Annotated in this window: 18 protein-coding genes; 12 read left to right on the forward strand and 6 right to left on the reverse strand. The window is 67.7% G+C overall.

Annotated elements, in window-relative coordinates:
• The first annotated feature begins 44 nt into the window (after positions 1-44).
• Positions 45-3,641 carry an ATP-binding protein gene (locus tag AC5P8D_RS19705; protein ID WP_495203588.1) on the forward strand — a complete coding sequence of 1,199 codons (3,597 nt, stop codon included), beginning with the start codon at positions 45-47 and terminating at the stop codon, positions 3,639-3,641.
• On the opposite strand, the gene AC5P8D_RS19710 is transcribed toward AC5P8D_RS19705, so the two are convergent.
• Together AC5P8D_RS19710 and AC5P8D_RS19715 are read right to left on the reverse strand one after the other, a co-directional pair.
• A complete protein-coding gene (locus AC5P8D_RS19710; protein WP_019338385.1) occupies positions 3,635-4,036 on the reverse strand; it encodes a c-type cytochrome in 402 nt (133 codons plus the stop codon). The genes AC5P8D_RS19705 and AC5P8D_RS19710 overlap by 7 nt on opposite strands.
• 65 nt (positions 4,037-4,101) lie before the next feature.
• On the reverse strand, positions 4,102-5,778 hold the full coding sequence (locus AC5P8D_RS19715; protein ID WP_019338386.1) for an electron transfer flavoprotein-ubiquinone oxidoreductase: 1,677 nt from the start codon (positions 5,776-5,778) through the stop codon (positions 4,102-4,104).
• A 257-nt stretch (positions 5,779-6,035) separates the two neighbouring features.
• Between AC5P8D_RS19715 and AC5P8D_RS19720 the strand changes: the two genes are divergently transcribed.
• Positions 6,036-7,199 (forward strand): acyl-CoA dehydrogenase family protein, encoded by a 1,164-nt coding sequence (locus tag AC5P8D_RS19720; protein ID WP_043400717.1) that lies wholly within the window; start codon positions 6,036-6,038, stop codon positions 7,197-7,199.
• A gap of 105 nt (positions 7,200-7,304) precedes the next feature.
• On the opposite strand, the gene AC5P8D_RS19725 is transcribed toward AC5P8D_RS19720, so the two are convergent.
• Together AC5P8D_RS19725 and AC5P8D_RS19730 are read right to left on the reverse strand one after the other, a co-directional pair.
• Positions 7,305-7,784 carry a tRNA (cytidine(34)-2'-O)-methyltransferase gene (locus AC5P8D_RS19725; RefSeq protein WP_005407625.1) on the reverse strand — a complete coding sequence of 160 codons (480 nt, stop codon included), beginning with the start codon at positions 7,782-7,784 and terminating at the stop codon, positions 7,305-7,307.
• Between the two features lie 69 nt (positions 7,785-7,853).
• The gene (locus AC5P8D_RS19730; RefSeq protein WP_126928900.1) at positions 7,854-8,330 is read right to left on the reverse strand and encodes an XAC0231 family protein; all 477 of its coding nucleotides are present in this window, start codon (positions 8,328-8,330) and stop codon (positions 7,854-7,856) included.
• A gap of 415 nt (positions 8,331-8,745) precedes the next feature.
• On the opposite strand from AC5P8D_RS19730, the gene AC5P8D_RS19735 reads away from it, so the two are divergent.
• From AC5P8D_RS19735 to AC5P8D_RS19750, 4 genes are all read left to right on the forward strand, one after another.
• On the forward strand, positions 8,746-11,595 hold the full coding sequence (locus AC5P8D_RS19735) for a M16 family metallopeptidase (RefSeq protein ID WP_423159261.1): 2,850 nt from the start codon (positions 8,746-8,748) through the stop codon (positions 11,593-11,595).
• Between the two features lie 202 nt (positions 11,596-11,797).
• Positions 11,798-12,115, forward strand: a complete 318-nt coding sequence (locus AC5P8D_RS19740; RefSeq protein WP_495203589.1) for a DUF4156 domain-containing protein — start codon at positions 11,798-11,800, stop codon at positions 12,113-12,115.
• Between the two features lie 102 nt (positions 12,116-12,217).
• A complete protein-coding gene (locus AC5P8D_RS19745) occupies positions 12,218-13,234 on the forward strand; it encodes a 3-oxoacyl-ACP synthase III (RefSeq protein ID WP_495203590.1) in 1,017 nt (338 codons plus the stop codon).
• A gap of 140 nt (positions 13,235-13,374) precedes the next feature.
• Positions 13,375-14,265, forward strand: coding sequence for an alpha/beta fold hydrolase (locus AC5P8D_RS19750; protein WP_197577340.1), 891 nt, complete (start codon positions 13,375-13,377; stop codon positions 14,263-14,265).
• A 76-nt stretch (positions 14,266-14,341) separates the two neighbouring features.
• Here AC5P8D_RS19750 and AC5P8D_RS19755 read toward each other — a convergent pair whose 3' ends face one another.
• Complete coding sequence (locus AC5P8D_RS19755) at positions 14,342-14,773, reverse strand: YkgJ family cysteine cluster protein (RefSeq protein ID WP_029380125.1); 432 nt, start codon at positions 14,771-14,773, stop codon at positions 14,342-14,344.
• Between the two features lie 104 nt (positions 14,774-14,877).
• On the opposite strand from AC5P8D_RS19755, the gene oleC reads away from it, so the two are divergent.
• The 3 genes from oleC to AC5P8D_RS19770 all read left to right on the forward strand — a co-directional run bounded on the left by oleC (position 14,878) and on the right by AC5P8D_RS19770 (position 17,763).
• The gene (gene oleC / locus AC5P8D_RS19760; RefSeq protein WP_495203591.1) at positions 14,878-16,536 is read left to right on the forward strand and encodes an olefin beta-lactone synthetase; all 1,659 of its coding nucleotides are present in this window, start codon (positions 14,878-14,880) and stop codon (positions 16,534-16,536) included.
• Positions 16,533-17,525 carry a 2-alkyl-3-oxoalkanoate reductase gene (gene oleD, locus AC5P8D_RS19765; protein WP_164192515.1) on the forward strand — a complete coding sequence of 331 codons (993 nt, stop codon included), beginning with the start codon at positions 16,533-16,535 and terminating at the stop codon, positions 17,523-17,525. Before oleC ends, oleD begins: the two co-directional genes overlap by 4 nt.
• 82 nt (positions 17,526-17,607) lie before the next feature.
• Positions 17,608-17,763: a DUF1328 domain-containing protein gene (locus AC5P8D_RS19770; RefSeq protein WP_004153593.1), complete on the forward strand. Its 156-nt coding sequence runs from the start codon at positions 17,608-17,610 to the stop codon at positions 17,761-17,763.
• A gap of 143 nt (positions 17,764-17,906) precedes the next feature.
• Here the strand turns inward: AC5P8D_RS19770 and ddlA are convergent, their stop codons facing one another.
• Entirely contained in the window at positions 17,907-19,001 is a 1,095-nt protein-coding gene (gene ddlA, locus AC5P8D_RS19775) for a D-alanine--D-alanine ligase (RefSeq protein ID WP_071306525.1), read from the reverse strand.
• A gap of 374 nt (positions 19,002-19,375) precedes the next feature.
• On the opposite strand from ddlA, the gene AC5P8D_RS19780 reads away from it, so the two are divergent.
• From AC5P8D_RS19780 to AC5P8D_RS19790, 3 genes are read left to right on the forward strand one after another with little or no spacing between them, the layout of a single operon-like run.
• Positions 19,376-20,011 (forward strand): ubiquinone biosynthesis accessory factor UbiJ, encoded by a 636-nt coding sequence (locus AC5P8D_RS19780; RefSeq protein WP_019337432.1) that lies wholly within the window; start codon positions 19,376-19,378, stop codon positions 20,009-20,011.
• A complete protein-coding gene (ubiB, locus tag AC5P8D_RS19785) occupies positions 20,008-21,663 on the forward strand; it encodes a ubiquinone biosynthesis regulatory protein kinase UbiB (RefSeq protein ID WP_099559716.1) in 1,656 nt (551 codons plus the stop codon). The genes AC5P8D_RS19780 and ubiB overlap by 4 nt, the downstream gene beginning before the upstream one ends.
• A gap of 5 nt (positions 21,664-21,668) precedes the next feature.
• Positions 21,669-22,247, forward strand: coding sequence for an O-methyltransferase (locus tag AC5P8D_RS19790; RefSeq protein ID WP_057503921.1), 579 nt, complete (start codon positions 21,669-21,671; stop codon positions 22,245-22,247).
• The last annotated feature ends 33 nt before the right edge of the window (positions 22,248-22,280 follow it).

Genomic DNA, 22,280 nt, shown 5'->3' on the forward strand with positions numbered 1-22,280 from the left:
CGCGACCATCGCGGCTCCTGGCAGATTCTAGGAGATCGACGCCGATGCGTAGCTGGGCTGTTCGCGGGCTGGTCCTGCTGCTGGCCGTGCTGGCGTTGCCTGCGGCGCTGGCACAGGCGGTGCCTGGACCGTTGCCGCTCACCCCGCTGCAGCGCGAGTACGTTGCCGCGCATCCGAGCATCGTCGTGGGCCAGTATGACAGTGGCTGGCCGCCGTTCGAGTCCCTCCGTGATGGCCAGCAGGTCGGCCTCGGACCCGATTATCTGTCGCTTCTCGCCCGTCAGCTAGGCATGAAGGTCGAGGCGAGGCGCTATTCCGACTGGACATCCGTGCTGGATGCGGCATGTCGTGGTGAGATCGACGTGGTGATGAATGTCGGTCTCAGTGCCGACCGCACCCGCTGCATGGTCTATACCGCCGCCTATGGCGAGGCGCCGCTGGCCCTGGTGGGACGCCCGGATGACCTGCGTGCCTCCGACATCCCCGACCTGGATGGACTGCGGGTGGTGATCGAGCAGGACTTCCTGACCGGCCCGCAGGTGCGGGCGCGCTTCCCCCGGGCACGACAGCTTGTCGCAAACAGCTCGCTGGCGGCGCTGGAGATGGTCAGAGACGACAAGGCTGACGTTTACATCGGCAATGCGTACGTAGCCACCGAACTGATCGCCCGCGAGGACCTGCAGGGGGTCGTGCTGCTGCGCCCCAGCGATCTGCCGCCCGAACGGCTGCACTTCGGCATTCCCAACAGCAAGCAGCCGCTGGCCGAAGCGTTGGACCTGGCGCTGGCCGCGACCAGCCAGGCCCAGCGCGATGCGCTGGTGCAGCGCTGGCTGCCACCTCCGCGGTGGTCGGCATCGGCACAGCTGGCGCTGAGCCAGGCCGAGAAGCGGGTACTGGAGCAGCCGTTGAAGATCGGCTTCGCGCCGAACGCGGCGCCGCTGTCGTTCGCGGACCACGATGGCAGACCCAGCGGCCTGGCCAGCGAATACCTGCGGCGTTTGCTGCAGGCCGGCGCCAACCTGCAGGTGGAAAACAGCCATGACTGGTACGAGGTGCGCGAGAGGGCACGCCGCGGCGAGCTGCAGGCGGTAATGGGCATTCCTGCCGATTCGCGCTACCTGGGCCCGGACTGGGTGTTCAGCCAGCCCTTCATCAGCGTGCCGAACGTGATCGTCAGCCAGCGTGACAGCCCGGCGCTGCTGGGCCTGTCCGACCTGCAGGGCAGGCGGGTGCTGCTGTCCGATCCGGAGCGTGTGCGTGGCTATGTGCTGCAGCAGGCACCGCAGGCCCGGATCATCGCGGCGCGCAGCGCGGAACAGGCCCTGCAGCGCCTGATCAATGGCGACGCCGATGCCTATGTAGGCAATCTGGCCGTGGTGGACCATCTGCTGCGCAGCCGCTTCCCGGGGCGCCTGCAGGTGGCCGCACCGGCTGGCTTCAACGATCAGCTGGTGCTGGCTGTCGAGCGCCGCCATGCCGCCCTGGCCACTACTTTCGACCGCCTGCTGCTGCAGATGACCCCACGCCAGCGCGAGGCCCTGCGCGGCGACTGGCTGGCCGTCGAATATCGCAACGGGCTCGACTGGACCCGCTTGGCGCGCTGGGGCGTGCCGCTGCTGCTGGTGCTGCTCACTGCGCTGCTGGTGCACGCCATCGGGCATTGGCGGCTGCGCCGCGAGGTGGCCGGGCGACGTCATCTGGAACAGCGCCTGGCCGAAGTCACCGACAACCTGCCCGCCGTGGTCTATCAGGCGCGCCGTGCGGCAGACGGAACCCTCAGCTTCCCGTTCATTGCCGGTGACCTGCAGGCGTTGTTCGGAATCAGCCGGCAGCAGGCCGAACAGGATGCAACGTGCCTGCTGGAGCGCATCGAGGAAGACGACCGCGAGCACATCCTGCATGCGGTCGAACAGGCGGCGCGCCAGTTCGCACCGCTCATTCTGGAATTCCGGCTGCGACCTGAAGGTACCGGCGCGCGCTGGGTGCGCAGCCAGGCCCATCCCTATGCGGCCGAAGCAGGTGCGGTGACCTGGAGTGGTTACTGGGTGGATGTCAGCGAGGCGCGTGCGCAGGCCGAGGCCCTGACTGCGGCCAAGGCCGACGCTGAACAGGCCGCGGAAGCGAAGTCGCGTTTCCTGGCAACCATGAGCCATGAGATCCGCACGCCGATGAGTGGCGTGCTGGGCATGCTGGAGGTGCTGGCGCATTCGCCGCTGGATGCCGAGCAGCAGCGCATCCTGGGGGTGATCGAGGATTCGGCGCAGATGCTACGGCAGATCCTCGACGACATCCTCGATTACTCGCGGCTGGAGGCCGGCGCGCTGCGCCTGGAACCGGTGCCGCAGCCGCTGCGGCCATTGCTGGAAAGCGTGTGCCGGTTGTTGTCGGCGCAGGCCAGTGCGCGTGAGCTGGACCTGCACGTGCAGATCGACCCGCAGCTGGCGGCCGCGCACGAAGTGGATGGTGTGCGCCTGCGTCAGATCGTGTTCAACCTGCTCAGCAACGCCATCAAGTTCATCGTGCGCGGCGAAGTGCGGCTGCAGCTGGAAGTGCTGGGGCCGACCGCCGAGGACGGCAGCCAGCCGCTGTGCCTGAGCGTCACCGACACCGGCATCGGCATCGCACCGGAAAAGCTGCAGCACCTGTTTGCGCCGTTCACCCAGGCCGGTGCGTATATCCAGCGCGACCATGGTGGTACCGGCCTGGGCCTGAGCATCTGCCAGCGCCTGGTGCAGATGATGGATGGCGAGCTGGAGCTGCACAGCACGCTGGGTGAGGGCACCCGCGCCGAGGTGCGGCTGTCGCTGGTGGAAGCCAGCAGTGGTGATGTTGAAGCGTTGGTCGCTGAGCAGGAACAAGCGGCGCTGCTGCCGTCGGCGCTGCGCGAGGCACGCGTGCTGGTGATCGAAGATCATCCGACCAACCAGGCGATGATGGCCTGGCGCCTGCAGCAACTGGGCGTGCCGCATGTGCTGGTCGGCGATGGCCAGCAGGGGCTGGATCGGTTGGCGTCGGAGTCGTTCGATCTGGTCATCACCGATTGCCGGATGCCGGTGCTGGATGGCTTCGCATTCACCCGCCTGCTGCGCGAACGCGAGGGCCGCAACGGCCAGCCGCGGCTGACCGTACTGGCGCTGACCGCCAGTGTGCTGGACGACGATGCGCGTCGTTGCCGCGAGGCCGGCATGGACGAAGTGCTGGCCAAGCCGTTGTCACTGGCCACGCTGCGTACCGCGCTGCTGCGCTGGTTGCCGCAGGCGCAGGGACAGTCGTTTGAGGAGCTGGCCGAGTCCGCTGCCGACGATGGTGGGACGCTGCCCGATCTGGACAGCCTGCAGCGGCGCTTCGGCTCGCGCGCGGTGGCCGAGCAGCTGCGCGACAGCCTGTTGCAGGCCAGCGAAGGTGATCTGGCGGGCGTACGGCGCGCCGTGCAGGCCGGTGACCGCATGTCTGCCGCACTGCACCTGCATCGCCAGGCCGGTGGATTGGGTGCGGTGGGGGCGACGGTGCTGGCCGGGCAGGCCAATGCCCTGGTCGAGCGCCTGCAGGACGCAGCCGAGACCGATCCGGAGCCGTTGTTCGAGGCGGTGGCGGGGTTCGTCGCGCGGCTGCAGCAGCAACTGCGGCGCCTGGCTCACTGAGCCGGCTGCTGCTGCAGGTAGGCGATCACCAGCGCGCGGCGTTCGGCGCTGGGGAAAGCGTTGTACATGCGCGTGCCGGGCACCACGTGGGTGGGCGACTGCAGGAACGCATCCAGGGTCTGCGCGGTCCAAGTGATGTCGGCGCGGCGCATGCCCTCGGAGTAGCCGTAGTCGGGCAGGCTGCCGGCGCGACGACCGATCACGCCGTGCAGGTTCGGCCCGAAGCGGTGGATGCCGCCGGGCTGTACGGTGTGGCAGCCGGCACACAGTTCAAACGCGCGCTGCATGGCCTGCTGGTGCGCCTGTTCCGGCGTGGCCGGAGCCGCAGGCGGGCGCTGGCAGGCCGTGGCCGCCAGGGCCACGACAACGGTGATGGGCAGGCAGAAAGCGCGCACGGGCGGGCAGGATAGCGACGCTGCGGGGCAGGCGGGCTGCGACACGCCGTCGCAGCCCGGAGCAATCACATGCCCGAATAGTTCGGGCCGCCGCCGCCCTGCGGGGTCACCCAGACGATGTTCTGGGTGGGGTCCTTGATGTCGCAGGTCTTGCAGTGCACGCAGTTCTGCGCGTTGATCTGCAGCCGCGCGCTGTCGGCTTCGCCGACGAACTCGTACACGCCGGCCGGGCAGTAGCGCGCTTCCGGACCGGCGTACTCGGCCAGGTTCACCTTCACCGGAATGCTCGGATCCTTCAGCGTCAGGTGGCTGGGCTGGTTCTCGTCGTGGTTGGTGCTGCTCAGGAACACCGAGCTGAGACGATCGAAGGTCAGCACGCCATCGGGCTTGGGGTAGGCGATGCGGGTGTGCTTGGACGCCGGTTCCAGGCAGACATGATCCGGCTGGGTGCGGTGCAGCGTCCACGGCGGATTGCGCACGCCCAGCTTGGGCAGCAGCCACTGCTCCACGCCGGTCATCAGCGTGGCCACGGTCTGGCCCTTCTTGAACCACTGCTTGAAGTTCTTGGCCTGCTGCAGTTCGGTGAACAGCCAGCTGGCTTCGAATGCCTTCGGGTAGGCGCTCAGTTCATCGTGCTGGCGGTCGGCGGCCAGCGCGTCGAACGCGGCGTCGGCGCACAGCATGCCGGTCTTGATCGCCGCGTGGCTGCCCTTGATGCGGCTGGCGTTGAGGTAGCCGGCCTCGCAGCCGACCAGTGCGCCACCCGGGAACACCGTCTTCGGCAGCGACAGCAGGCCACCGGCGGTGATCGCACGCGCGCCGTAACCGATGCGGGTGCCACCTTCCAGGTGCTTGCGGATGGACGGATGTGTCTTGAAGCGCTGGAATTCCTCGAACGGGCTCAGCCACGGATTCTTGTAGTCCAGGCCGACCACGTAGCCGATGGCGACCTTGCCGCCGTCGGCGTGGTACAGGAACGCACCGCCGTAGGTATCGCTGTCCAGCGGCCAGCCGGCGGCATGCACCACCAGGCCCGGCTCATGCTTGGCCGGGTCGATCTGCCACAGCTCCTTGATGCCGATGCCGTAGGCCTGCGGGTCCTTGCCTTCGTCCAGCGTGTAGCGGGCAATCAGCTGGCGGCCGAGGTGGCCGCGCGCGCCTTCGGCGAAGATCGTGTACTTCGCCTGCAGCGCCATGCCGCGTTCGAAAGCCGGGCCGATGCTGCCGTCCTTCTCGATGCCCATGTCGCCGGTGGCCACGCCGATCACTTCACCGTTGTCGCCGTACAGCACTTCGGCGGCGGCGAAGCCGGGGAAGATGGCCACTTCCAGCGCCTCCGCCTGCTGCGCCAGCCAGCGGGTCACTTCACCCAGGCTGATGATGTAGTTGCCTTCGTTGTGGAAGCACTCCGGCAGCAGCGCGTTGGGCGTGCTGCGTGCGCCGGTTTCGCTGAGGAACAGGAATTCGTCGCGGGTGACCTTCTGCTTCAGCGGTGCGCCGCGCTCGGCCCAGTCCGGGAACAGTTCGGTCAGCGCGCGCGGGTCCATCACCGCACCGGACAGCACGTGGGCGCCTGGTTCGGAGCCCTTTTCCAGCACGCACACCGACAGCTCGCGGCCGGCTTCGATCGCGCGCTGGCGCAGGCGGATCGCGGTGGCCAGGCCGGCGGGGCCGGCGCCGACGATCACCACGTCGAACTCCATTACTTCACGCGGGGGCAGGGCGTTGGCTTCAGCGCTCATCGATTGCATGACTCGTGGGTAGGGCCGGCATCGGGGCCACCGGCGGTGCCTGGGAATCGCGCGTGCGGCCACGGGCGAAACGGTTGTTTGAATGTGTCAGGGTACCGGGACGCGCGTGATCGAGCTAGATAGACGCCGTTCACCGCACGATTGCTGCAGCGCAGCGTAGTGCCTCAGCCCTGGTGGGGGCTAACCCTGGTCGGCACGCGCTGCCCGGATGACCGACAATGGCCGGGTCCTGACTGCGTGTGAGTGCCATGGCTTTGCATCCGTACGATCTGTTCGATGTCCGTTCCCTGCTCAACGAGGAAGAGCGTGCGGTGCAGGAGAGTGTCGCCCGCTTCACCAACGAGCGCGTGCTGCCGATCATCGGCGATGCCTTCGACCAGGCCCGTTTTCCGTCTGAACTGGTGCCGGAGATCGCGTCACTGGGCCTGCTGGGTGCAACGCTGCCGGCCGAGTACGGCGGCGGTGGCCTCGGCGCGGTCAGCTACGGCCTGATCTGCCAGGAGCTGGAGCGCGGCGATTCCGGCCTGCGCAGCTTCGTGTCGGTGCAGAGCTCGCTGTGCATGTACCCGATCTACGCCTATGGCAGCGAGGAACAGCGCCAGCAGTGGCTGCCGGCGATGGCACGCGGCGAACTGATCGGCTGTTTCGGCCTGACTGAAGCGCACGGCGGTTCCGATCCGGCCAGCATGAAGACCCGCGCCGTGCGCGACGGCAGTGACTGGCGCATCAGCGGCAGCAAGATGTGGATCACCAGCGGCCCGGTGGCCGATCTGGCCATCGTCTGGGCGCAGACCGAGGACGGTATCCAGGGCTTCGTGCTGGAGAAGGGCATGGCCGGCTTCACCACGCAGGAAATCAAGCACAAGATGAGCCTGCGCGCGTCATTGACCGGCGCGCTGTTCTTCGACGACGTGCGCGTGCCCGACAGCCACCGCCTGCCGAACGTGAAGGGCCTGAAGGGACCGCTGGGTTGCCTGACCCAGGCCCGTTACGGCATCAGCTGGGGCCCGATCGGCGCGGCGATTGCCTGCCTGGACGAAGCGCTGGGCTACGCCAAGGAGCGCGTGTTGTTCGGTCGCCCGCTGGCGGCGACGCAGAGCGCGCAGATCAAGCTGGCCGAGATGGCCCGCCGCATCACCACCGCCCAGCTGCTGGCCCTGCAACTGGGCCGGCTGAAGGAAGCCGGCCAGCTGCAGCCGCAGCAGGTCAGCCTGGCCAAGTGGAACAACTGCCGCATGGCCATCGACATCGCCCGCGAGTGTCGCGATCTGCTCGGTGGGGCTGGGATCACCACCGAGCATGTGGCGATCCGGCATGCGTTGAACCTGGAATCGGTGATCACCTATGAAGGCACCGAGACCGTGCACCAGCTGGTGATCGGCCGCGAGCTGACCGGCATCAACGCGTTCTGAAACCTGGTTCCGGTGGGTGCCAACCTTGGTTGGCACATTCCTTCAGCGCGCGACCGGGCATCGGTGCGGACCAAGGTCCGCACCCACCACAAGCGGTCTGCGGCGTTACGCGCCGCCGGCAAACCCGTGCTGGCGCCAGGCCTCGTACATCACCACGGCAACGGTGTTGGAAAGATTGAGGCTGCGGTTGTCCGGCCGCATCGGCAGGCGCAGGCGGCGGCCATCGGGCAGGGCATCGAGCACGTCCTGCGGCAGGCCGCGGCTTTCGGGGCCGAACAGGAATGCATCACCGTCTTCAAAGGCCACGCTGTCATAGCGGACGCTGGCACGCGTACTCAGGGCGAACAACCGTTTCGGTGCGATCCGCGCCAGCGCGGTATCCAGGTCGGGGTGCACCTGCAGGCGTGAATACTCGTGGTAGTCCAGCCCGGCGCGCTTGAGCTGCTTGTCTTCCAGTGCGAAGCCGAGCGGCTCGACCAGGTGCAGCTGCGCGCCGGTGTTGGCACAGAGCCGGATCACATTGCCCGTGTTGGGCGGGATTTCCGGTTGGAACAGGATCACGTGGAACTGGGGCGCGGCATTCATCGGCGCAGTGTACCTGCGACGGCGGCCGCCTTTACGGCGCACGCCCTGCGCTGGGCAGGGCGGCACCGCTTACGGGCGCAGCAGGACCTGGGCGGTTTCGGTGGCCAGGGCCTGCAGGTCGGCGGCGCTCGGACGCACCTGCAGGGCCGGCAGGTTAACGATGACCGAGTGGGCAACGTTGGTGGCGGCGGCAGCCAGGGTGGCGGCGTAGCGCTGGGCTTCCAGTTCGGCGGCCAGGGCGACGCGCTGTTCCAGGCTCGGGCGCACTTCCACCGAGGCCAGGGTGGTGATCGGCATCGCGGCCGCAACCGGGGCGGCGACGTAGCCGTTGCGCTCGGCCAGCTGGTCGGCGCTCGGGCGCACTTCCACGGTGGCCAGGGTCGGGATGCCGCTGGCCTGTTCCCAGGCCTGCTGGGCCAGCTGGTCGGCGGCCGGGCGGACCTGCACGGTGGACAGCGTCTTGATGGATTCGGAGGCCTGCACCGACGAAACAACCGCGGTGCCGGCAATCAGGGCGATGGCGATGGCAATGGTCTTGGCGTTCATGACGGGGCCTGTTTAGTGTTGGTGATCAGTGGTGTGGTAGTAAGGTAGTACACCAATTCTGGGGATGCAAGGAGAATCTTCAATTTCCTGCATTTGTTCAGTCTTCAGTCAGCTTTCGTCTGAAGCCCTTCCTGGCGCAGGAAGTACCAAGCAATCCCCGTGCCAACTTTTAGTTGTTGATTTATAAGGATTTTATGTTCATCGAAAAGTGTCCGGTGGGCGGACACCTGTCCATTCGATGTGCCGCGGACACTGTCCGGACGTTCCTGGCGGGCGCATGTGACGGGTCAGGCAGGGCAGATCGGCGCCGCGGATGGGGCACAGGGGCAAACACCCCCAGTGACTGCTGGCCGATTCCTGCCGCTCCGTGCGCAGGCTAGGATCGGGGTTCACCTATGTGACCAAGGATCCGGATATGTCTCTCGCCCTTCGCCCGCGCGCTGCACTGCTGGCCGTCGCCCTCAGCACCGCCCTGGGCACGCTTGTGCCTTCCCATGCGCTGGCGGCCAAGCCGGCCGCACCGGCCAAGGTCGATATCCCGTATGAGCAGTTCACCCTGCCCAACGGCCTGCGCGTGATCGTGCATACCGATCGCAAGGCGCCGATCGTCGCGGTCAATGTCTGGTACCACGTGGGCAGCAAGGACGAGCCGGCTGGCCGTACCGGCTTCGCGCACCTGTTTGAACACCTGATGTTCCAGGGCAGCGAAAACCACGACGGCGAATTCTTCGAGCCGTTCAAGCAGGTCGGTGCCACCAACCAGAACGGCACCACCAATACCGACCGCACCAACTACTTCGAGAACGTGCCCACCACCGCGCTGGACATGGCGCTGTGGATGGAATCGGACCGCATGGGCCATCTGGTCGGTGCGATCGACCAGGCGGCGCTGGACGAGCAGCGTGGCGTGGTGCAGAACGAGAAGCGCCAGGGCGAGAACCAGCCCTACGGCCAGGCCTGGGACCAGCTCAACAAGGCGCTGTACCCGGTTGGCCACCCGTACCACCACAGCGTGATCGGTTCGATGAACGATCTGAACGCGGCGTCGCTGGATGACGTGAAGACCTGGTTCCGCACTTGGTACGGCCCGAACAACGCGGTGCTGGTGCTGGCCGGCGACATCGACCTGGCCACCGCCAAGGAAAAGGTCGGCAAGTACTTCGGCGCCATCCCGGCCGGCCCGACCATGGCGCAGCCGGCAGTGAACGTGGCCAAGCGCAGCGCCGACACGCGCGAGACGATGACGGACAAGGTGCCGCAGGCGCGCATCTACCGCGCCTGGAACGTGCCGCAGGTCGGCACCACCGATGTCGATCAGCTGCAACTGTTCGCGCAGGTCCTGGGCGGTGCCAAGTCCTCGCGCCTGAGCCAGCGCCTGCAGCACCAGGACAAGCTGGTGGACAGCATCGCGTCGGGCCTGTCGACGTCGCAGCTGGGTTCGAACTTCGTGATCATGGCGACGGTCAAGCAGGGCCAGGACCCGGCCAAGGTCGAGAAGATCATCGACGAGGAACTGGACCGCCTGATCAAGCAGGGCCCGACCGCGGCCGAGCTGGAGCGCGCCAAGACCAGTGCCCGCGCCGGTTTCATCCGCGGCATCGAGCGCATTGGTGGCTTCGGCGGCAAGGCCGATGCACTGGCCGAGTGCGCGGTGTTCACCGGCGACCCGGGCTGCTTCCGCACCTCGCTGGCCAACATCGAGAAGGCCAGTGCTGCTGATCTGAGCCGGCTGGGCGCGCAGTGGCTGGACACGGGCAGCCACACCCTGGTGATCGCACCGGGTGAGCGCGTGGCGCTGAAGGAAGACCCGAGCCAGGCGCCGAAGCCGTTCAACGTGCCGGCGGTGGACCCCAAGTACAGCACCCTGCCCGAGCAGGTCGACCGCAAGGCCGGCGTGCCGCAGACCCGCGAGTTCCCGCAGTTGAAGTTCCCGGCGCTGCAGCGCGCCACGCTGAAGAACGGCACCCAGGTGATCCTGGCCGAGCGCCACGAGATTCCGGTGGTGCAGTTCAGCTACCAGTTCCCGGGCGGCTTCAGCGCCGACCAGGGCCGCAAGCCGGGCACCGCCAACTTCACCATGAGCCTGATGACCGAAGGCGCCGGCAAGCTCGGCTCGCTGGCCTTCGCCGATGCCGCCGACGCACTGGGTGCCAGCCTGGATGCCTCGGCCGGCCTGGATTCGATGAGCGTGGACCTGTCGGCGCTGAAGGAAAATCTGGCACCGTCGCTGGCGCTGTACCGCGACCTGCTGCGTGAGCCGCGCTTCGAGCAGGGCGAGATCGACCGGGTCAAGGCGAGCTGGATCGCCGGCATCCAGCAGGAGAAGGTCAACCCGGGTGCGGTGGCGATGCGCGTGCTGCCGCCGCTGCTGTACGGCAAGGGCCACCCGTATGCCATTCCGTTCACCGGCAGCGGTGACGAAGCGGCGATCAATGGCCTGACCCGCGAAGACCTGGTCGACTTCCACCACGACTGGCTGCGCCCGCAGAACGGCACCCTGATCGTGGTCGGTGACACCACCCTGGCCGAGATCGTGCCGCTGCTGGACAAGCAGCTGGGCGACTGGAAGGCCAGTGGCGACGCCCCGCAGGTGAAGGCGGCCACCGACGTGGCGCTGCCGAAGGGCCCGCGCGTGTTCCTGATCGACCAGCCGGGCGCGGTGCAGGCCAACCTGTTCGCCGGCCAGGTGGTGGCGCCTTCGAGCGCTGCCAGCTCGACCCGCTTCGACATCGCCAACGGCGTCATCGGCGGTGACTTCACCTCGCGCCTGAACATGAACCTGCGTGAAGACAAGCACTGGTCGTACGGTGCACGCAGCAGCGCGGTCAACTCGGTGGGCCAGCGTCCGTGGATGGCCAGCGCGCCGGTGCAGATCGACAAGACCGGTCCGGCGATGGCGGAAATGCGCAAGGAAATCGCCGCGTTCGCCGATGGCAGCAAGCCGGCCACCGCCGACGAGGTGAACCGCATCCGCAACATCCAGACGCTGAGCCTGCCCGGTGCCTACGAGACCGCCAGCGCGGTGGCGTCGACCATCGGTTCGATCGTGCAGTTCAAGCGCCCGGACGACTACGTGCTGCGCCGCAAGGCCGAGATCGAGGCGATGACCCCGGCGCAGGTGCAGCAGGCCGCTGCCGAGATCAAGCCGCAGGCCCTGACCTGGGTGGTGGTGGGTGACCTCAAGCAGACCGAAGCGGCCGTGCGTGCGCTGAACCTGGGCGAGGTGACGGTGATCGATGCCGAAGGCAACCCGGTCAAGAAGTAAGGGATGTGCCTGCCCGCCTCGGCGGGCAGGCCTCCTGTGGTAGCGCCGGGCCATGCCCGGCGGTTTTTCGGCGGCCAGCGAGGCCGCGCTGCGCGCTCGCCGGGCATGGCCCGGCGCTACCGGGGGATCCGACCCCACCCCCGGCTACCCCCGATTCAGGCTGTTCAGGCAGAATCCCCCCATACCCTTCCAGGATCTGCCCATGCGCGTTCTGCTGCTTTCCTCCCTGCTGCTCACCGTCACCGCCTGTACCTGGGTGCCGATCGAACCGGCCGGCAAGGCGACCCGCGTGCTGCCGGCAGGCCCGGTTCCCGCCGGCTGCATCGCCAAGGGCGAGGTGGTGGTCACCGTGAAGAGCAAGGTCGGCTTCTACAACCGCAACCCGCTGCGGGTGCAGGAAGAGCTGGAAACCCTGGCCCGCAACGAGGCCCCGAGCGCCGGCGCCAATGCCGTGCAGGCCGCTGCGGCCCCGACCGATGGCAGCCAGCGCTTCGCCGCCTTCCAGTGCCCGCCGCGCTGAACGCTTCACCATACGGGCAAGGCTGAATTCGTAAAGATGCGGTGAAAGCCCGGGGGTTATAGAATAGCGCCCCCTTTTGCCTGAGCCTTGGCGCTAACCTCGATGCTCTTCAAGAATGTCTCGATCGCCGGCCTGGCACACGTCGACGCGCCGCATACGCTGACGACCAAGGAAATCAACGAACGCCTGCAGCCGACGTTGGATCGCCTCGGTATCCGCACCGACGTGCTCGGCGATATCGCCGGCATCCATGCCCGCCGCCTGTGGGACAACGACGTGCTGGCGTCGGACGCCGCCACCATGGCCGGCCGCAAGGCACTGGAAGACGCGGGCATCACCGCGACCCAGGTCGGCCTGCTGGTCAACACCTCGGTCAGCCGTGACTACCTGGAGCCGTCCACGGCCTCCATCGTGTCCGGCAACCTCGGCGTCAGCGACGAATGCATGACCTTCGACGTCGCCAATGCCTGCCTGGCCTTCATCAACGGCATGGATATCGCGGCGCGCATGATCGAGCGCGGCGATATCGACTACGCGCTGGTGGTGGATGGCGAGACCGCCAACCTGGTGTACGAGAAGACCCTGGAGCGCATGACCGCCCCGGACGTCACCGCTGACGATTTCCGCAACGAGCTGGCGGCGCTGACCACCGGTTCGGGTGCTGCGGCCATGGTGATGGCGCGCTCGGAACTGGTGCCGGACGCCCCGCGCTACAAGGGCGGCGTGACCCGCTCGGCCACCGAGTGGAACCAGCTGTGCCTGGGCAACCTGGACCGCATGGTCACCGATACCCGCCTGCTGCTGATCGAAGGCATCAAGCTGGCGCAGAAGACCTTCAGCGCCGCCAAGATTGCACTCGGCTGGGCCGTGGAAGAGCTGGACCAGTTCGTGATCCACCAGGTCAGCCAGCCGCACACGGCCGCGTTCATCAAGAATTTCGGCATCGACCCGAAGAAGGTCATGACCATCTTCGGCGAGCACGGCAACATCGGCCCGGCCTCGGTGCCGATCGTGCTGAGCAAGCTCAAGCAGCTGGGCAAGCTGAAGAAGGGCGATCGCATCGCGCTTCTGGGCATCGGCTCGGGCCTGAACTGCTCGATGGCTGAAGTGGTCTGGTAAGCAGCCCGCTGCCCGACCTCCTGTAGAGCCGAGCCATGCTCGGCTCACGCGCGCAGCGCGGCTCTTCCGCAGCGGACCGGAGAGCAGCCGAGCATCGGCTCGGCTCTACACCGCGCCGCGATTCTCCTTAGGTGCTCCGCATGCGCGATCTCCCCGGTTACCCCGCCCACCCGCAGCGCTTCGAAGTGCGCCCTGGCCTGTCGATGAACTATCTCGACGAAGGCCCGCGCGACGGCGAGGTGGTGGTGATGGTGCACGGCAACCCGTCGTGGAGCTATTACTGGCGCACGCTGGTGGCTGGCCTGTCGGACACGTACCGCTGCATCGTGCCGGACCACATCGGCATGGGCCTGTCGGACAAGCCGGACGACAGCCGCTACGAATACACGCTGCAGTCGCGCGTGGACGATCTCGATGCACTGCTGAAGCACCTGGGCATCACCGGCCCGGTGACCCTGGCCGTGCACGACTGGGGCGGCATGATCGGCTTCGGCTGGGCGCTGTCGCACCACGACCAGGTAAAGCGCCTGGTGGTGCTCAACACCGCCGCCTTCCCGATGCCGGCCGCGAAGAAGATGCCGTGGCAGATCGCGCTGGGCCGCCACTGGAAGATCGGCGAGTGGATCATCCGCAGTTTCAACGCATTCTCGTCCGGCGCCTCGTGGCTGGGCGTGGAGCGGAAGATGCCGGCCGACGTGCGCCGCGCCTACGTGTCGCCGTACAACAGCTACGCCAACCGCATCAGCACCATCCGCTTCATGCAGGACATCCCGCTGTCGCCGGCCGACAAGGCGTGGTCGCTGCTGGAGCGTGCCGGCAAGGCGCTGCCGTCGTTCGCCGACCGCCCCGTCTTCCTCGGCTGGGGCCTGCGCGACTTCGTGTTCGACCACCACTTCCTGAAGGGTTTCCAGGCCGCGCTGCCGAAGGCCCAGGTGCATGCCTTCGAGGATGCCGGGCATTACGTGCTGGAAGACAAGCACGAGGTGCTGGTGCCGGAGATCCGGGCGTTCCTGGACAAGAACCCGATCTGAGAGGTATGCCGACCAACGGTCGGCACCCACACGTGGAAGGTATGGGTGGGTGCCGACCGTTGGTCGGCACACCGGACTACGCCGCGACCGGCGCCTGCGGCGGCGAAGACGGGCTGTTGCCGTTGTCGTCCGGATGATCGTCATCATTGTCGGCGTCATCGCGCCAACGCCAGTCGGCCAGCGTCAGTGGATCCAGGCCATAGGCGATGCGCGCCTTGTCGCACTGCGGGCTGGCCTTGCCGTACTCCCACGATGCATCCACCTCACGGCACACGCTGGGCCGGTTGGGGTGGATGGTGCAGCGTGAATACACGCCGATCTGCGCATCCAGCGCCACGCAGCGCACCGGCTTGGAATGGGTGCCGCGCATGCACAGGCGATGCGGGTCCAGCACCTCGGTGAGCTGGTGTGGCACGCCACCGGGGGTGACCTCGTCTGATTCCATCCAGTGGAAGGCCACGCGGTATTGGGTGCAGCAGGCGCCGCAGGTCATGCAGGGATGTTGCATGGGCAAGCCGCCTCGGGCGGCAGTCGGAATCAGGAACGAAGGTGCGGATTTTCCACGAAGTGGGCCGCCGCGCAAGAAATTCCGTTAGCGGCGACAATGAACGGATGAACCGACCCTGCAATATTGCGGCCCGTTTGCCTGAACTGGCGCGTGAACGCCCCGACCAGATCGCCATCCGCTGCCCCGGCCGCCGGGGCGCCGGCAACGGCATGGCCGCCTACGACGTCACCCTGGATTACCGCCAGCTGGACGCCCGCAGCGACGCCATGGCCGCCGGCCTGGCCGGCTACGGGATCGGCCGCGGGGTGCGCACGGTGGTGATGGTGCGGCCCTCGCCGGAGTTCTTCCTGTTGATGTTCGCGCTGTTCAAGCTGGGCGCGGTGCCGGTGCTGGTCGACCCGGGCATCGACAGGCGCGCGCTGAAGCAGTGCCTGGACGAGGCACAGCCGGAAGCCTTCATCGGCGTTCCGCTGGCCCATGTGGCGCGGCTGGTGCTGCGCTGGGCACCGTCGGCGGCGCGCCTGGTGACCGTCGGCCGCCGCCTCGGCTGGGGCGGAACCACCTTGGCCGCGCTGGAGCGCGCCGGCGCCAACGGGGGGGCGATGCTGGCCGCCACCGATGGCGAGGACATGGCGGCGATCCTGTTCACCAGCGGCTCCACCGGCGTGCCCAAGGGCGTGGTCTACCGCCATCGCCACTTCGTCGGGCAGATCCAGCTGCTGGGCAGCGCCTTCGGCATGGAAGCGGGCGGGGTGGACCTGCCGACCTTCCCACCGTTCGCGCTGTTCGATCCGGCGCTGGGCCTGACCTCGGTGATCCCGGACATGGACCCGACCCGGCCGGCGCAGGCCGACCCGGCGCGCCTGCACGACGCCATCCAGCGTTTCGGCGTGACCCAGCTGTTCGGCTCGCCGGCGCTGATGCGGGTGCTGGCGAAGCATGGCCGGCCGCTGCCGACGGTGACCCGGGTGACCTCGGCCGGTGCGCCGGTGCCGCCGGACGTGGTCGCCACCATCCGCAGCCTGCTGCCGGCCGACGCGCAGTTCTGGACGCCGTATGGCGCCACCGAGTGCCTGCCGGTGGCGGTGGTCGAGGGCCGCGAGCTGGAGCGCACCCGTGCTGCTACCGAAGCAGGTGCCGGTACCTGCGTGGGCAGCGTGGTCGAGCCAAACGAAGTGCGCATCATCGCCATCGATGACGCGCCGTTGCCGGACTGGTCGCAGGCACGCGTGTTGGCCGTTGGCGAAGTGGGAGAAATCACGGTGGCTGGCCCGACCGCTACCGACACCTACTTCAATCGCCCGCAGGCCACGGCGGCAGCGAAGATCCGCGAGACGCTGGCCGATGGCAGCACCCGCATCGTCCATCGCATGGGCGACGTCGGCTACTTCGATGCACAGGGCCGCCTGTGGTTCTGCGGGCGCAAGACGCAGCGCGTGGAGACCACGCGCGGACCGCTGTACACCGAACAGGTCGAGCCGGTGTTCAACACCGTGGCCGGGGTGGCGCGCACGGCGCTGGTCGGTGTCGGCGCCCCGGGTGCACAGGTGCCGGTGCTGTGCGTGGAACTGCAGCGTGGCCAGGCAGACAGCCCGGCGCTGCAGGAAGCGCTGCGTGCGCATGCCGCAGCGCGCACGCCTGAGGCCGGCCTGCAGCACTTCCTGGTGCATCCGGCGTTCCCCGTCGATATCCGTCACAACGCCAAGATCGGCCGCGAGAAGCTCGCCGTCTGGGCCAGCGCCGAACTGGAGAAGCGCGCATGAAGATCCTGGTCACCGGTGGTGGTGGTTTCCTTGGCCAGGCGCTGTGCCGCGGGCTGGTCGAACGTGGCCACCAGGTACTGGCGTTCAACCGCAGCCATTACCCGGAACTGCAGGCGATGGGCGTGGGCCAGATCCGTGGCGACCTGGCCGATGCGCAGGCAGTGCTGCACGCGGTGGCCGGCGTTGACGCGGTGTTCCACAACGGTGCCAAGGCCGGTGCGTGGGGCAGCTATGACAGCTACCACCAGGCCAACGTGGTCGGCACTGACAATGTGATCGCCGCCTGCCGCGCGCACGGCATCAGCCGGCTGGTCTACACCTCCACGCCCAGCGTGACGCACCGTGCCACCCACCCGGTGGAAGGCCTGGGCGCGGATGAAGTGCCCTACGGTGAGGACTTCCAGGCCCCGTATGCGGCGACCAAGGCGATTGCCGAACAGCGCGTGCTGGCGGCCAACGACGCCTCGCTGGCGACGGTGGCACTGCGCCCGCGCCTGATCTGGGGCCCGGGCGATCAGCAGCTGGTGCCGCGCCTGGCCGAACGTGCACGGCAGGGCCGCCTGCGTCTGGTGGGCGATGGCAACAATAAGGTGGATACCACCTACATCGACAACGCCGCGCTCGCACACTTTCTCGCTTTCGAGGCATTGACGCCGGGGGCCGCGTGTGCGGGCAAGGCCTACTTCATTTCCAACGGCGAACCGCTGCCGATGCGCGAGCTGGTCAACAAGCTGCTGGCCGCCGTTGGTGCGCCGACGGTGGACAAGGCGATCAGCTTCAAGGCCGCTTACCGCATCGGTGCGCTCTGCGAGCGCCTGTGGCCGCTACTGCGCCTGCGCGGCGAGCCGCCATTGACCCGCTTCCTGGCCGAGCAGCTGTGCACGCCGCACTGGTACAGCATGGAGCCGGCACGCCGTGACTTCGGCTACGTGCCGCAGGTCAGCGTCGAAGAAGGGCTGCGCAGGCTGAAGGCTTCATCTGCTGCATAGATCGCCGTCACTGGCTGCACACCGCCAGATCGGGAGGATGGACCCACGCCATCCAACGGCCCGGACATCTGCGAGGAGCGCCATGCTGCATTACGCCGTCATCTTTTTCGTCATCGCCATCATCGCCGCCGTGCTCGGCTTCTCCGGCATTGCCGGCGCTGCCAGCAACATTGCCTGGATCCTGTTCGTTGTGTTCCTGGTACTGGCAGTGATCTCGATGTTCCGCAAGCGCGGATAGAACCTGCAGGACGTGCCGGTCACCGGCCGGCACGTCGCTTCCCGGTGGGTGCCGACCGTTGGTCGGCACGCCTCCTGTAGAGCCGAGCCATGCTCGGCTGCATCTCCAGGGTCGAGCATGGCTCGACGCTACACACAGCGCCGCTACACGGCGCTGTGCAATCCGCGATCGGCTTCATGGCGCTCCAGCGCCAGTTCGATCAGCCGCGTGATCAGCGTCGTGTAGTCCACACCGCTGGCGCCCCACAGCTTCGGGTACATGCTGATGCGGGTGAAGCCCGGCAGCGTGTTGACCTCGTTGATGACGATGTCACCGTCTGTGGTGAGGAACACATCCACGCGCGCCATGCCCGCACACTCCAGCGCCTGGTAGGCCCGCAGCGCGGTCTGCTGGATGCGCGCCTGGGTTGCAGCATCGATATCCGCCGGCACCACCACCTCGGCGCCGTCGGCGTTGATGTACTTGGTGTCGTAGGCGTAGAACTCGTCGTGCACCACCACTTCCCCACACAGGCTGGCCTGAGGATGTTCGTTGCCCAGCACCGCGCACTCGATCTCGCGACCGACCACCGCCGATTCCACCAGCACCTTGTGGTCGTAGCGCAGCGCCAATGCCAGCGCCTCGGCGAAGCCCGCTGCATCCTTGACCTTGCTCACCCCCACCGACGAACCCTGGTTGGCCGGCTTCACGAACAACGGCAGGCCGAGCTGCGCGATCACCGCATCGACATCGACTGCCGCCGCCTGATGGCGACGGATGCACAGCCACGGTGCCACCTGCAGCCCGGCGTCGCGCAGCAGGCGCTTGGTCACGTCCTTGTCCATCGCCACCGCCGAGCCCAGTACCGGTGAACCGACGAAGGGCAGGTTGGCCATGCGCAGCAGCCCCTGCAGCGCACCGTCCTCGCCCAGCGGCCCGTGCACGATCGGCAGCACCACATCGATCTGGCCGAGCGCGCTGGCCGCATCGGACGGCTGCAGCTGCGCCTGCTCGGCGCCCGGGCGCACCGCCAGCGACGTACCGGACCGATGCAGGGCGATGCGCGACGGATCATCGGCATTGATCAGGAAGGTATCCGGCTGGCTCAGATGCCACTGGCCCTGCTTGTCGATACCGACCAGCACCGGCTCGAAGCGCTCGCGATCGAGCGCATCGAGGATGTTCTTCGCCGACTGCAGCGAAACTTCGTGCTCGGAAGACTTGCCACCGAAGATGATGCCGACCCGGGTCCGTGCCATGGCGAATGCGATGTCCTGTGCGTTGCGTGGCCCCATAGCATGAACCTTCATCGGCCTTCCGCGTGAGGCACAGATGAACCAGAAATCCATCCACGCATGGCGATCTACCGTGTCGACCAAGGTCGACACCCACCAACAACAGCAGGAACCTGTCGAAGGCGGGGTGGGTCCGGTTGCGGGGGCGTGAGCCGCATGGATGCGGCGACCGAGCTTACATGGACGTACTTGCAGCGTCCCCCGCAACCGGACCCACCCCGCCATCCCACGGATAGCCCGCTTTTGATGTTGATCTTGCCGGCCAGCGGCCGGTGCCTCTGCGGGTGCCGGGCGGCAGCCCGGCCCAAGCCCCCCACCCACGCAGGTAGAATGCACACATGGCTCTCTCCCTGCTCAAGTCCCTCAAGCCGGTCGCCGGCCGCGCCCTGCAGATCGCCCTGAACCGCGCGCTGGCGCTGGATCCGGATACCCGCCATGCGCTGACCAGCCTGGATGGCCGGCATATCGATCTGACCCTGGAAGCGCCGTCGCTGGCCATGCGCATCAGCGTCGACGGCGACCAGCTGCGGGTCGGCCCGGTGGATGCGCAGGAAGCCGACCTGGCCGTGCGCAGCAGCCTGGCCGGCGTGCTCGCGCAGCTGCCGCTGCTGGCCAACGCACGGCGCGGTGACAACAACGGCAAGGGCCGCGTGCGCGTGGCCGGCGACGCCGAACTGGCACGCCGCCTGCAGCAGCTCGCCAAGGGCTTCGACCCGGACTGGCAGCAGCCCTTCGTCAGCGTGTTCGGCGAGGTACTGGGCGTGCAGGTCGCCAATACCCTGCGCAGCGCCCTGCAGCACGCACGCCAGGGCGCGGTCGACCTGGCCCACAGCGCCGCAGAATTCATCACCGAGGAATCGCGCGATGTAGTGCCGCGCGCTGAACTGGATGCCTTCCACGATGATGTGGACGTGCTGCGCGACGACGTGGAGCGCCTTGGTGCACGCGTACAGCGCCTGCGGGGTGCCGCATGAAGGCCGTGCTGCGCGCCAGCCGCATCGGCCGGGTGATCCTGCGTTACCGCCTCGACGACCTGCTGCAGGACACACCGGCCGAGCGCTGGTTGCGCCTGGCCAAGCCGTTCGTGCCGCGCGCCTCGGCCGACATCGCCGCACAGTCGCGCGGTGCGCGCCTGCGCCTGGCGCTGCAGGATCTCGGCCCGATCTTCGTCAAGTTCGGCCAGATCCTGTCCACCCGCCGCGATCTGGTGCCGCCGGATGTGGCCAATGAGCTGACTCTGCTGCAGGACCGGGTCAAGCCGTTCGATGGTGAGACCGCGCGTCGCATCGTCGAGGAAGCGCTCGGCCTGCCGGTCAGCGAGGCCTTCGCCAGTTTCGACACCGAACCGCTGGCCTCGGCCTCCATCGCACAGGTGCACGCGGCCACGCTGGCCGATGGCCGCCAGGTGGTGGTCAAGGTGCTGCGCCCGGGCATCGAGAAGCAGATCGACGCTGATATCGCCCTGCTCAATTCGCTGGCCGCCCTGGTCGAGCGCACCCATCCACGCGCCGACAAGATCCGTCCGCGCGAAGTGGTGGCCGAGGTCGAAAACACCCTGTCCGCCGAGCTGGACCTGCAGCGCGAAGGCGCCAATGCCAGCGTGCTGCGCCGCTTCTGGGAAAACAGCGACGACCTGTACGTGCCGGAAGTGATCTGGAGCCACACCGCCGAGCGCGCGCTGACCCTGGAGCGCGTGTGGGGCATTCCGTCCGACGACATCGCCGCGCTGGACAAGGCCGGCATCGACCGCAAGGCGCTGGCCGCCAAGGGCGTGCGGGTGTTCTACACCCAGGTGTTCCGCGACAACTTCTTCCATGCCGACGCGCACGCCGGCAACATCTGGGTCGACACCGATCCATCGCGTCGCGCCAACCCGCGCTTCATCGCGCTGGACTTCGGCATCATGGGCCAGCTCTCGCAGGAAGATCAGTACTACCTGGCCGAGAACTTCATGGCCATCTTCAACCGCGACTACCGCCGCATCGCCGAACTGCATGTGCAGGCGCGCTGGATGCCGGACAACGTGCGCATCGATGACCTGGAAGCGGCCGTGCGTTCGGTGTGCGAGCCGTACTTCACCCGGCCGCTGTCGCAGATCTCGCTGGCCGAAGTGCTGATGAAGCTGTTCCGCGTGGCCCAGCGTTACCAGCTGACCCTGCAGCCGCAGCTGATCCTGCTGCAGAAGACCCTGCTGAACATCGAAGGCGTCGGCCGCCAGCTCGATCCGCAGATCGACATCTGGGCAGTGGCCAAGCCGGTGCTGGCGAAGATCCTGCGCGAGCGCTACAGCCCGCGCCGGGTGGTACGCGAGATCGGCAAGCGCCTGCCGGAAATCATGACCCACGCGCCGGACATGCCGCGCCTGGTACACGCCTGGCTGACCCAGCAGGTGGAAGGCCGCCACGAACTGTCGATGCGTTCGCGCGACCTGGCCGCACTGGATGCCAGCGTGCAGCGCCTGCAGAAGCGTGCGGTGGGCGCGATCACCGGTGTCGGCCTGCTGGCCATCGCCGCGCTGATCTACGTGGTGCAGCCGCCGGGCTGGTACTGGGGCGACCTGCCGATGTGGAGCTGGCTGTCCGGTGTGGTCGGCGTGGTGGCGCTGGCGCGCGCGTGGTGGAAGTAGGTCCCATGCTGCAGGCACTCAAGGACGAACTGGCCCGCTTCGGCGCCGACAACGATGCCCGCGAAAGCGCGCGCGGGCGCCGCATGCTCAACATCACGCCGGAGACGGGTGAATTCCTGTCCGTGCTGGTCCGCTTCGGCGCTGCGCGCCAGGTGCTGGAGATCGGCACCTCCAACGGCTATTCGACGCTGTGGCTGGCCGAGGCTGCCACAGCCATCGACGGCCACGTGACCACGCTCGAATACGCCGAGGACAAGGTGGCGATGGCGCGTGACACCTTCGCGCGCAGTGGCCTGGCCGATCGCATCACGCTGGTCCACGACGATGCGGGACCGTGGCTGGCGCTGGTCGCCGATGCCAGCGTCGACCTGCTGTTCCTCGATTCGGATCGCGGGCAGTACGCCGGCTGGTGGCCGCAGCTGCGCCGCGTGCTGCGGCCCGGCGGCCTGCTGGTGGTGGACAACGCCACCTCGCATGCAGAACAGGTGGAACCGCTGCGGGCGCTGCTGGAGGCTGATCCGGACTTCAGCACCAGCCTGGTGCCGGTGGGCAATGGCGAGCTGTTGGCCGTACGCAGCGCCTGACTGCTCTACAGGCAGGTGCCAACCTTGGTTGGC

This window comes from Stenotrophomonas sp. YJH_SMC_101-4 (assembly GCF_059370395.1).

Bases quoted from the DNA above. Each gene is read 5' to 3' on its own strand.
- AC5P8D_RS19725 (WP_005407625.1), bottom strand. From the start codon at position 7,784: ATGAATGCCGCGCCCCAGTTCCACGTGATCCTGTTCCAACCGGAAATC.
- oleD (WP_164192515.1), top strand. From the start codon at position 16,533: ATGAAGATCCTGGTCACCGGTGGTGGTGGTTTCCTTGGCCAGGCGCTG.
- AC5P8D_RS19745 (WP_495203590.1), top strand. From the start codon at position 12,218: ATGCTCTTCAAGAATGTCTCGATCGCCGGCCTGGCACACGTCGACGCG.
- AC5P8D_RS19790 (WP_057503921.1), top strand. From the start codon at position 21,669: ATGCTGCAGGCACTCAAGGACGAACTGGCCCGCTTCGGCGCCGACAAC.
- AC5P8D_RS19755 (WP_029380125.1), bottom strand. From the start codon at position 14,773: ATGCAACATCCCTGCATGACCTGCGGCGCCTGCTGCACCCAATACCGC.
- AC5P8D_RS19735 (WP_423159261.1), top strand. From the start codon at position 8,746: ATGTCTCTCGCCCTTCGCCCGCGCGCTGCACTGCTGGCCGTCGCCCTC.
- AC5P8D_RS19780 (WP_019337432.1), top strand. From the start codon at position 19,376: ATGGCTCTCTCCCTGCTCAAGTCCCTCAAGCCGGTCGCCGGCCGCGCC.
- AC5P8D_RS19730 (WP_126928900.1), bottom strand. From the start codon at position 8,330: ATGAACGCCAAGACCATTGCCATCGCCATCGCCCTGATTGCCGGCACC.
- AC5P8D_RS19720 (WP_043400717.1), top strand. From the start codon at position 6,036: ATGGCTTTGCATCCGTACGATCTGTTCGATGTCCGTTCCCTGCTCAAC.
- ddlA (WP_071306525.1), bottom strand. From the start codon at position 19,001: ATGGCACGGACCCGGGTCGGCATCATCTTCGGTGGCAAGTCTTCCGAG.
- AC5P8D_RS19740 (WP_495203589.1), top strand. From the start codon at position 11,798: ATGCGCGTTCTGCTGCTTTCCTCCCTGCTGCTCACCGTCACCGCCTGT.
- ubiB (WP_099559716.1), top strand. From the start codon at position 20,008: ATGAAGGCCGTGCTGCGCGCCAGCCGCATCGGCCGGGTGATCCTGCGT.
- oleC (WP_495203591.1), top strand. From the start codon at position 14,878: ATGAACCGACCCTGCAATATTGCGGCCCGTTTGCCTGAACTGGCGCGT.
- AC5P8D_RS19750 (WP_197577340.1), top strand. From the start codon at position 13,375: ATGCGCGATCTCCCCGGTTACCCCGCCCACCCGCAGCGCTTCGAAGTG.
- AC5P8D_RS19705 (WP_495203588.1), top strand. From the start codon at position 45: ATGCGTAGCTGGGCTGTTCGCGGGCTGGTCCTGCTGCTGGCCGTGCTG.
- AC5P8D_RS19770 (WP_004153593.1), top strand. From the start codon at position 17,608: ATGCTGCATTACGCCGTCATCTTTTTCGTCATCGCCATCATCGCCGCC.
- AC5P8D_RS19715 (WP_019338386.1), bottom strand. From the start codon at position 5,778: ATGAGCGCTGAAGCCAACGCCCTGCCCCCGCGTGAAGTAATGGAGTTC.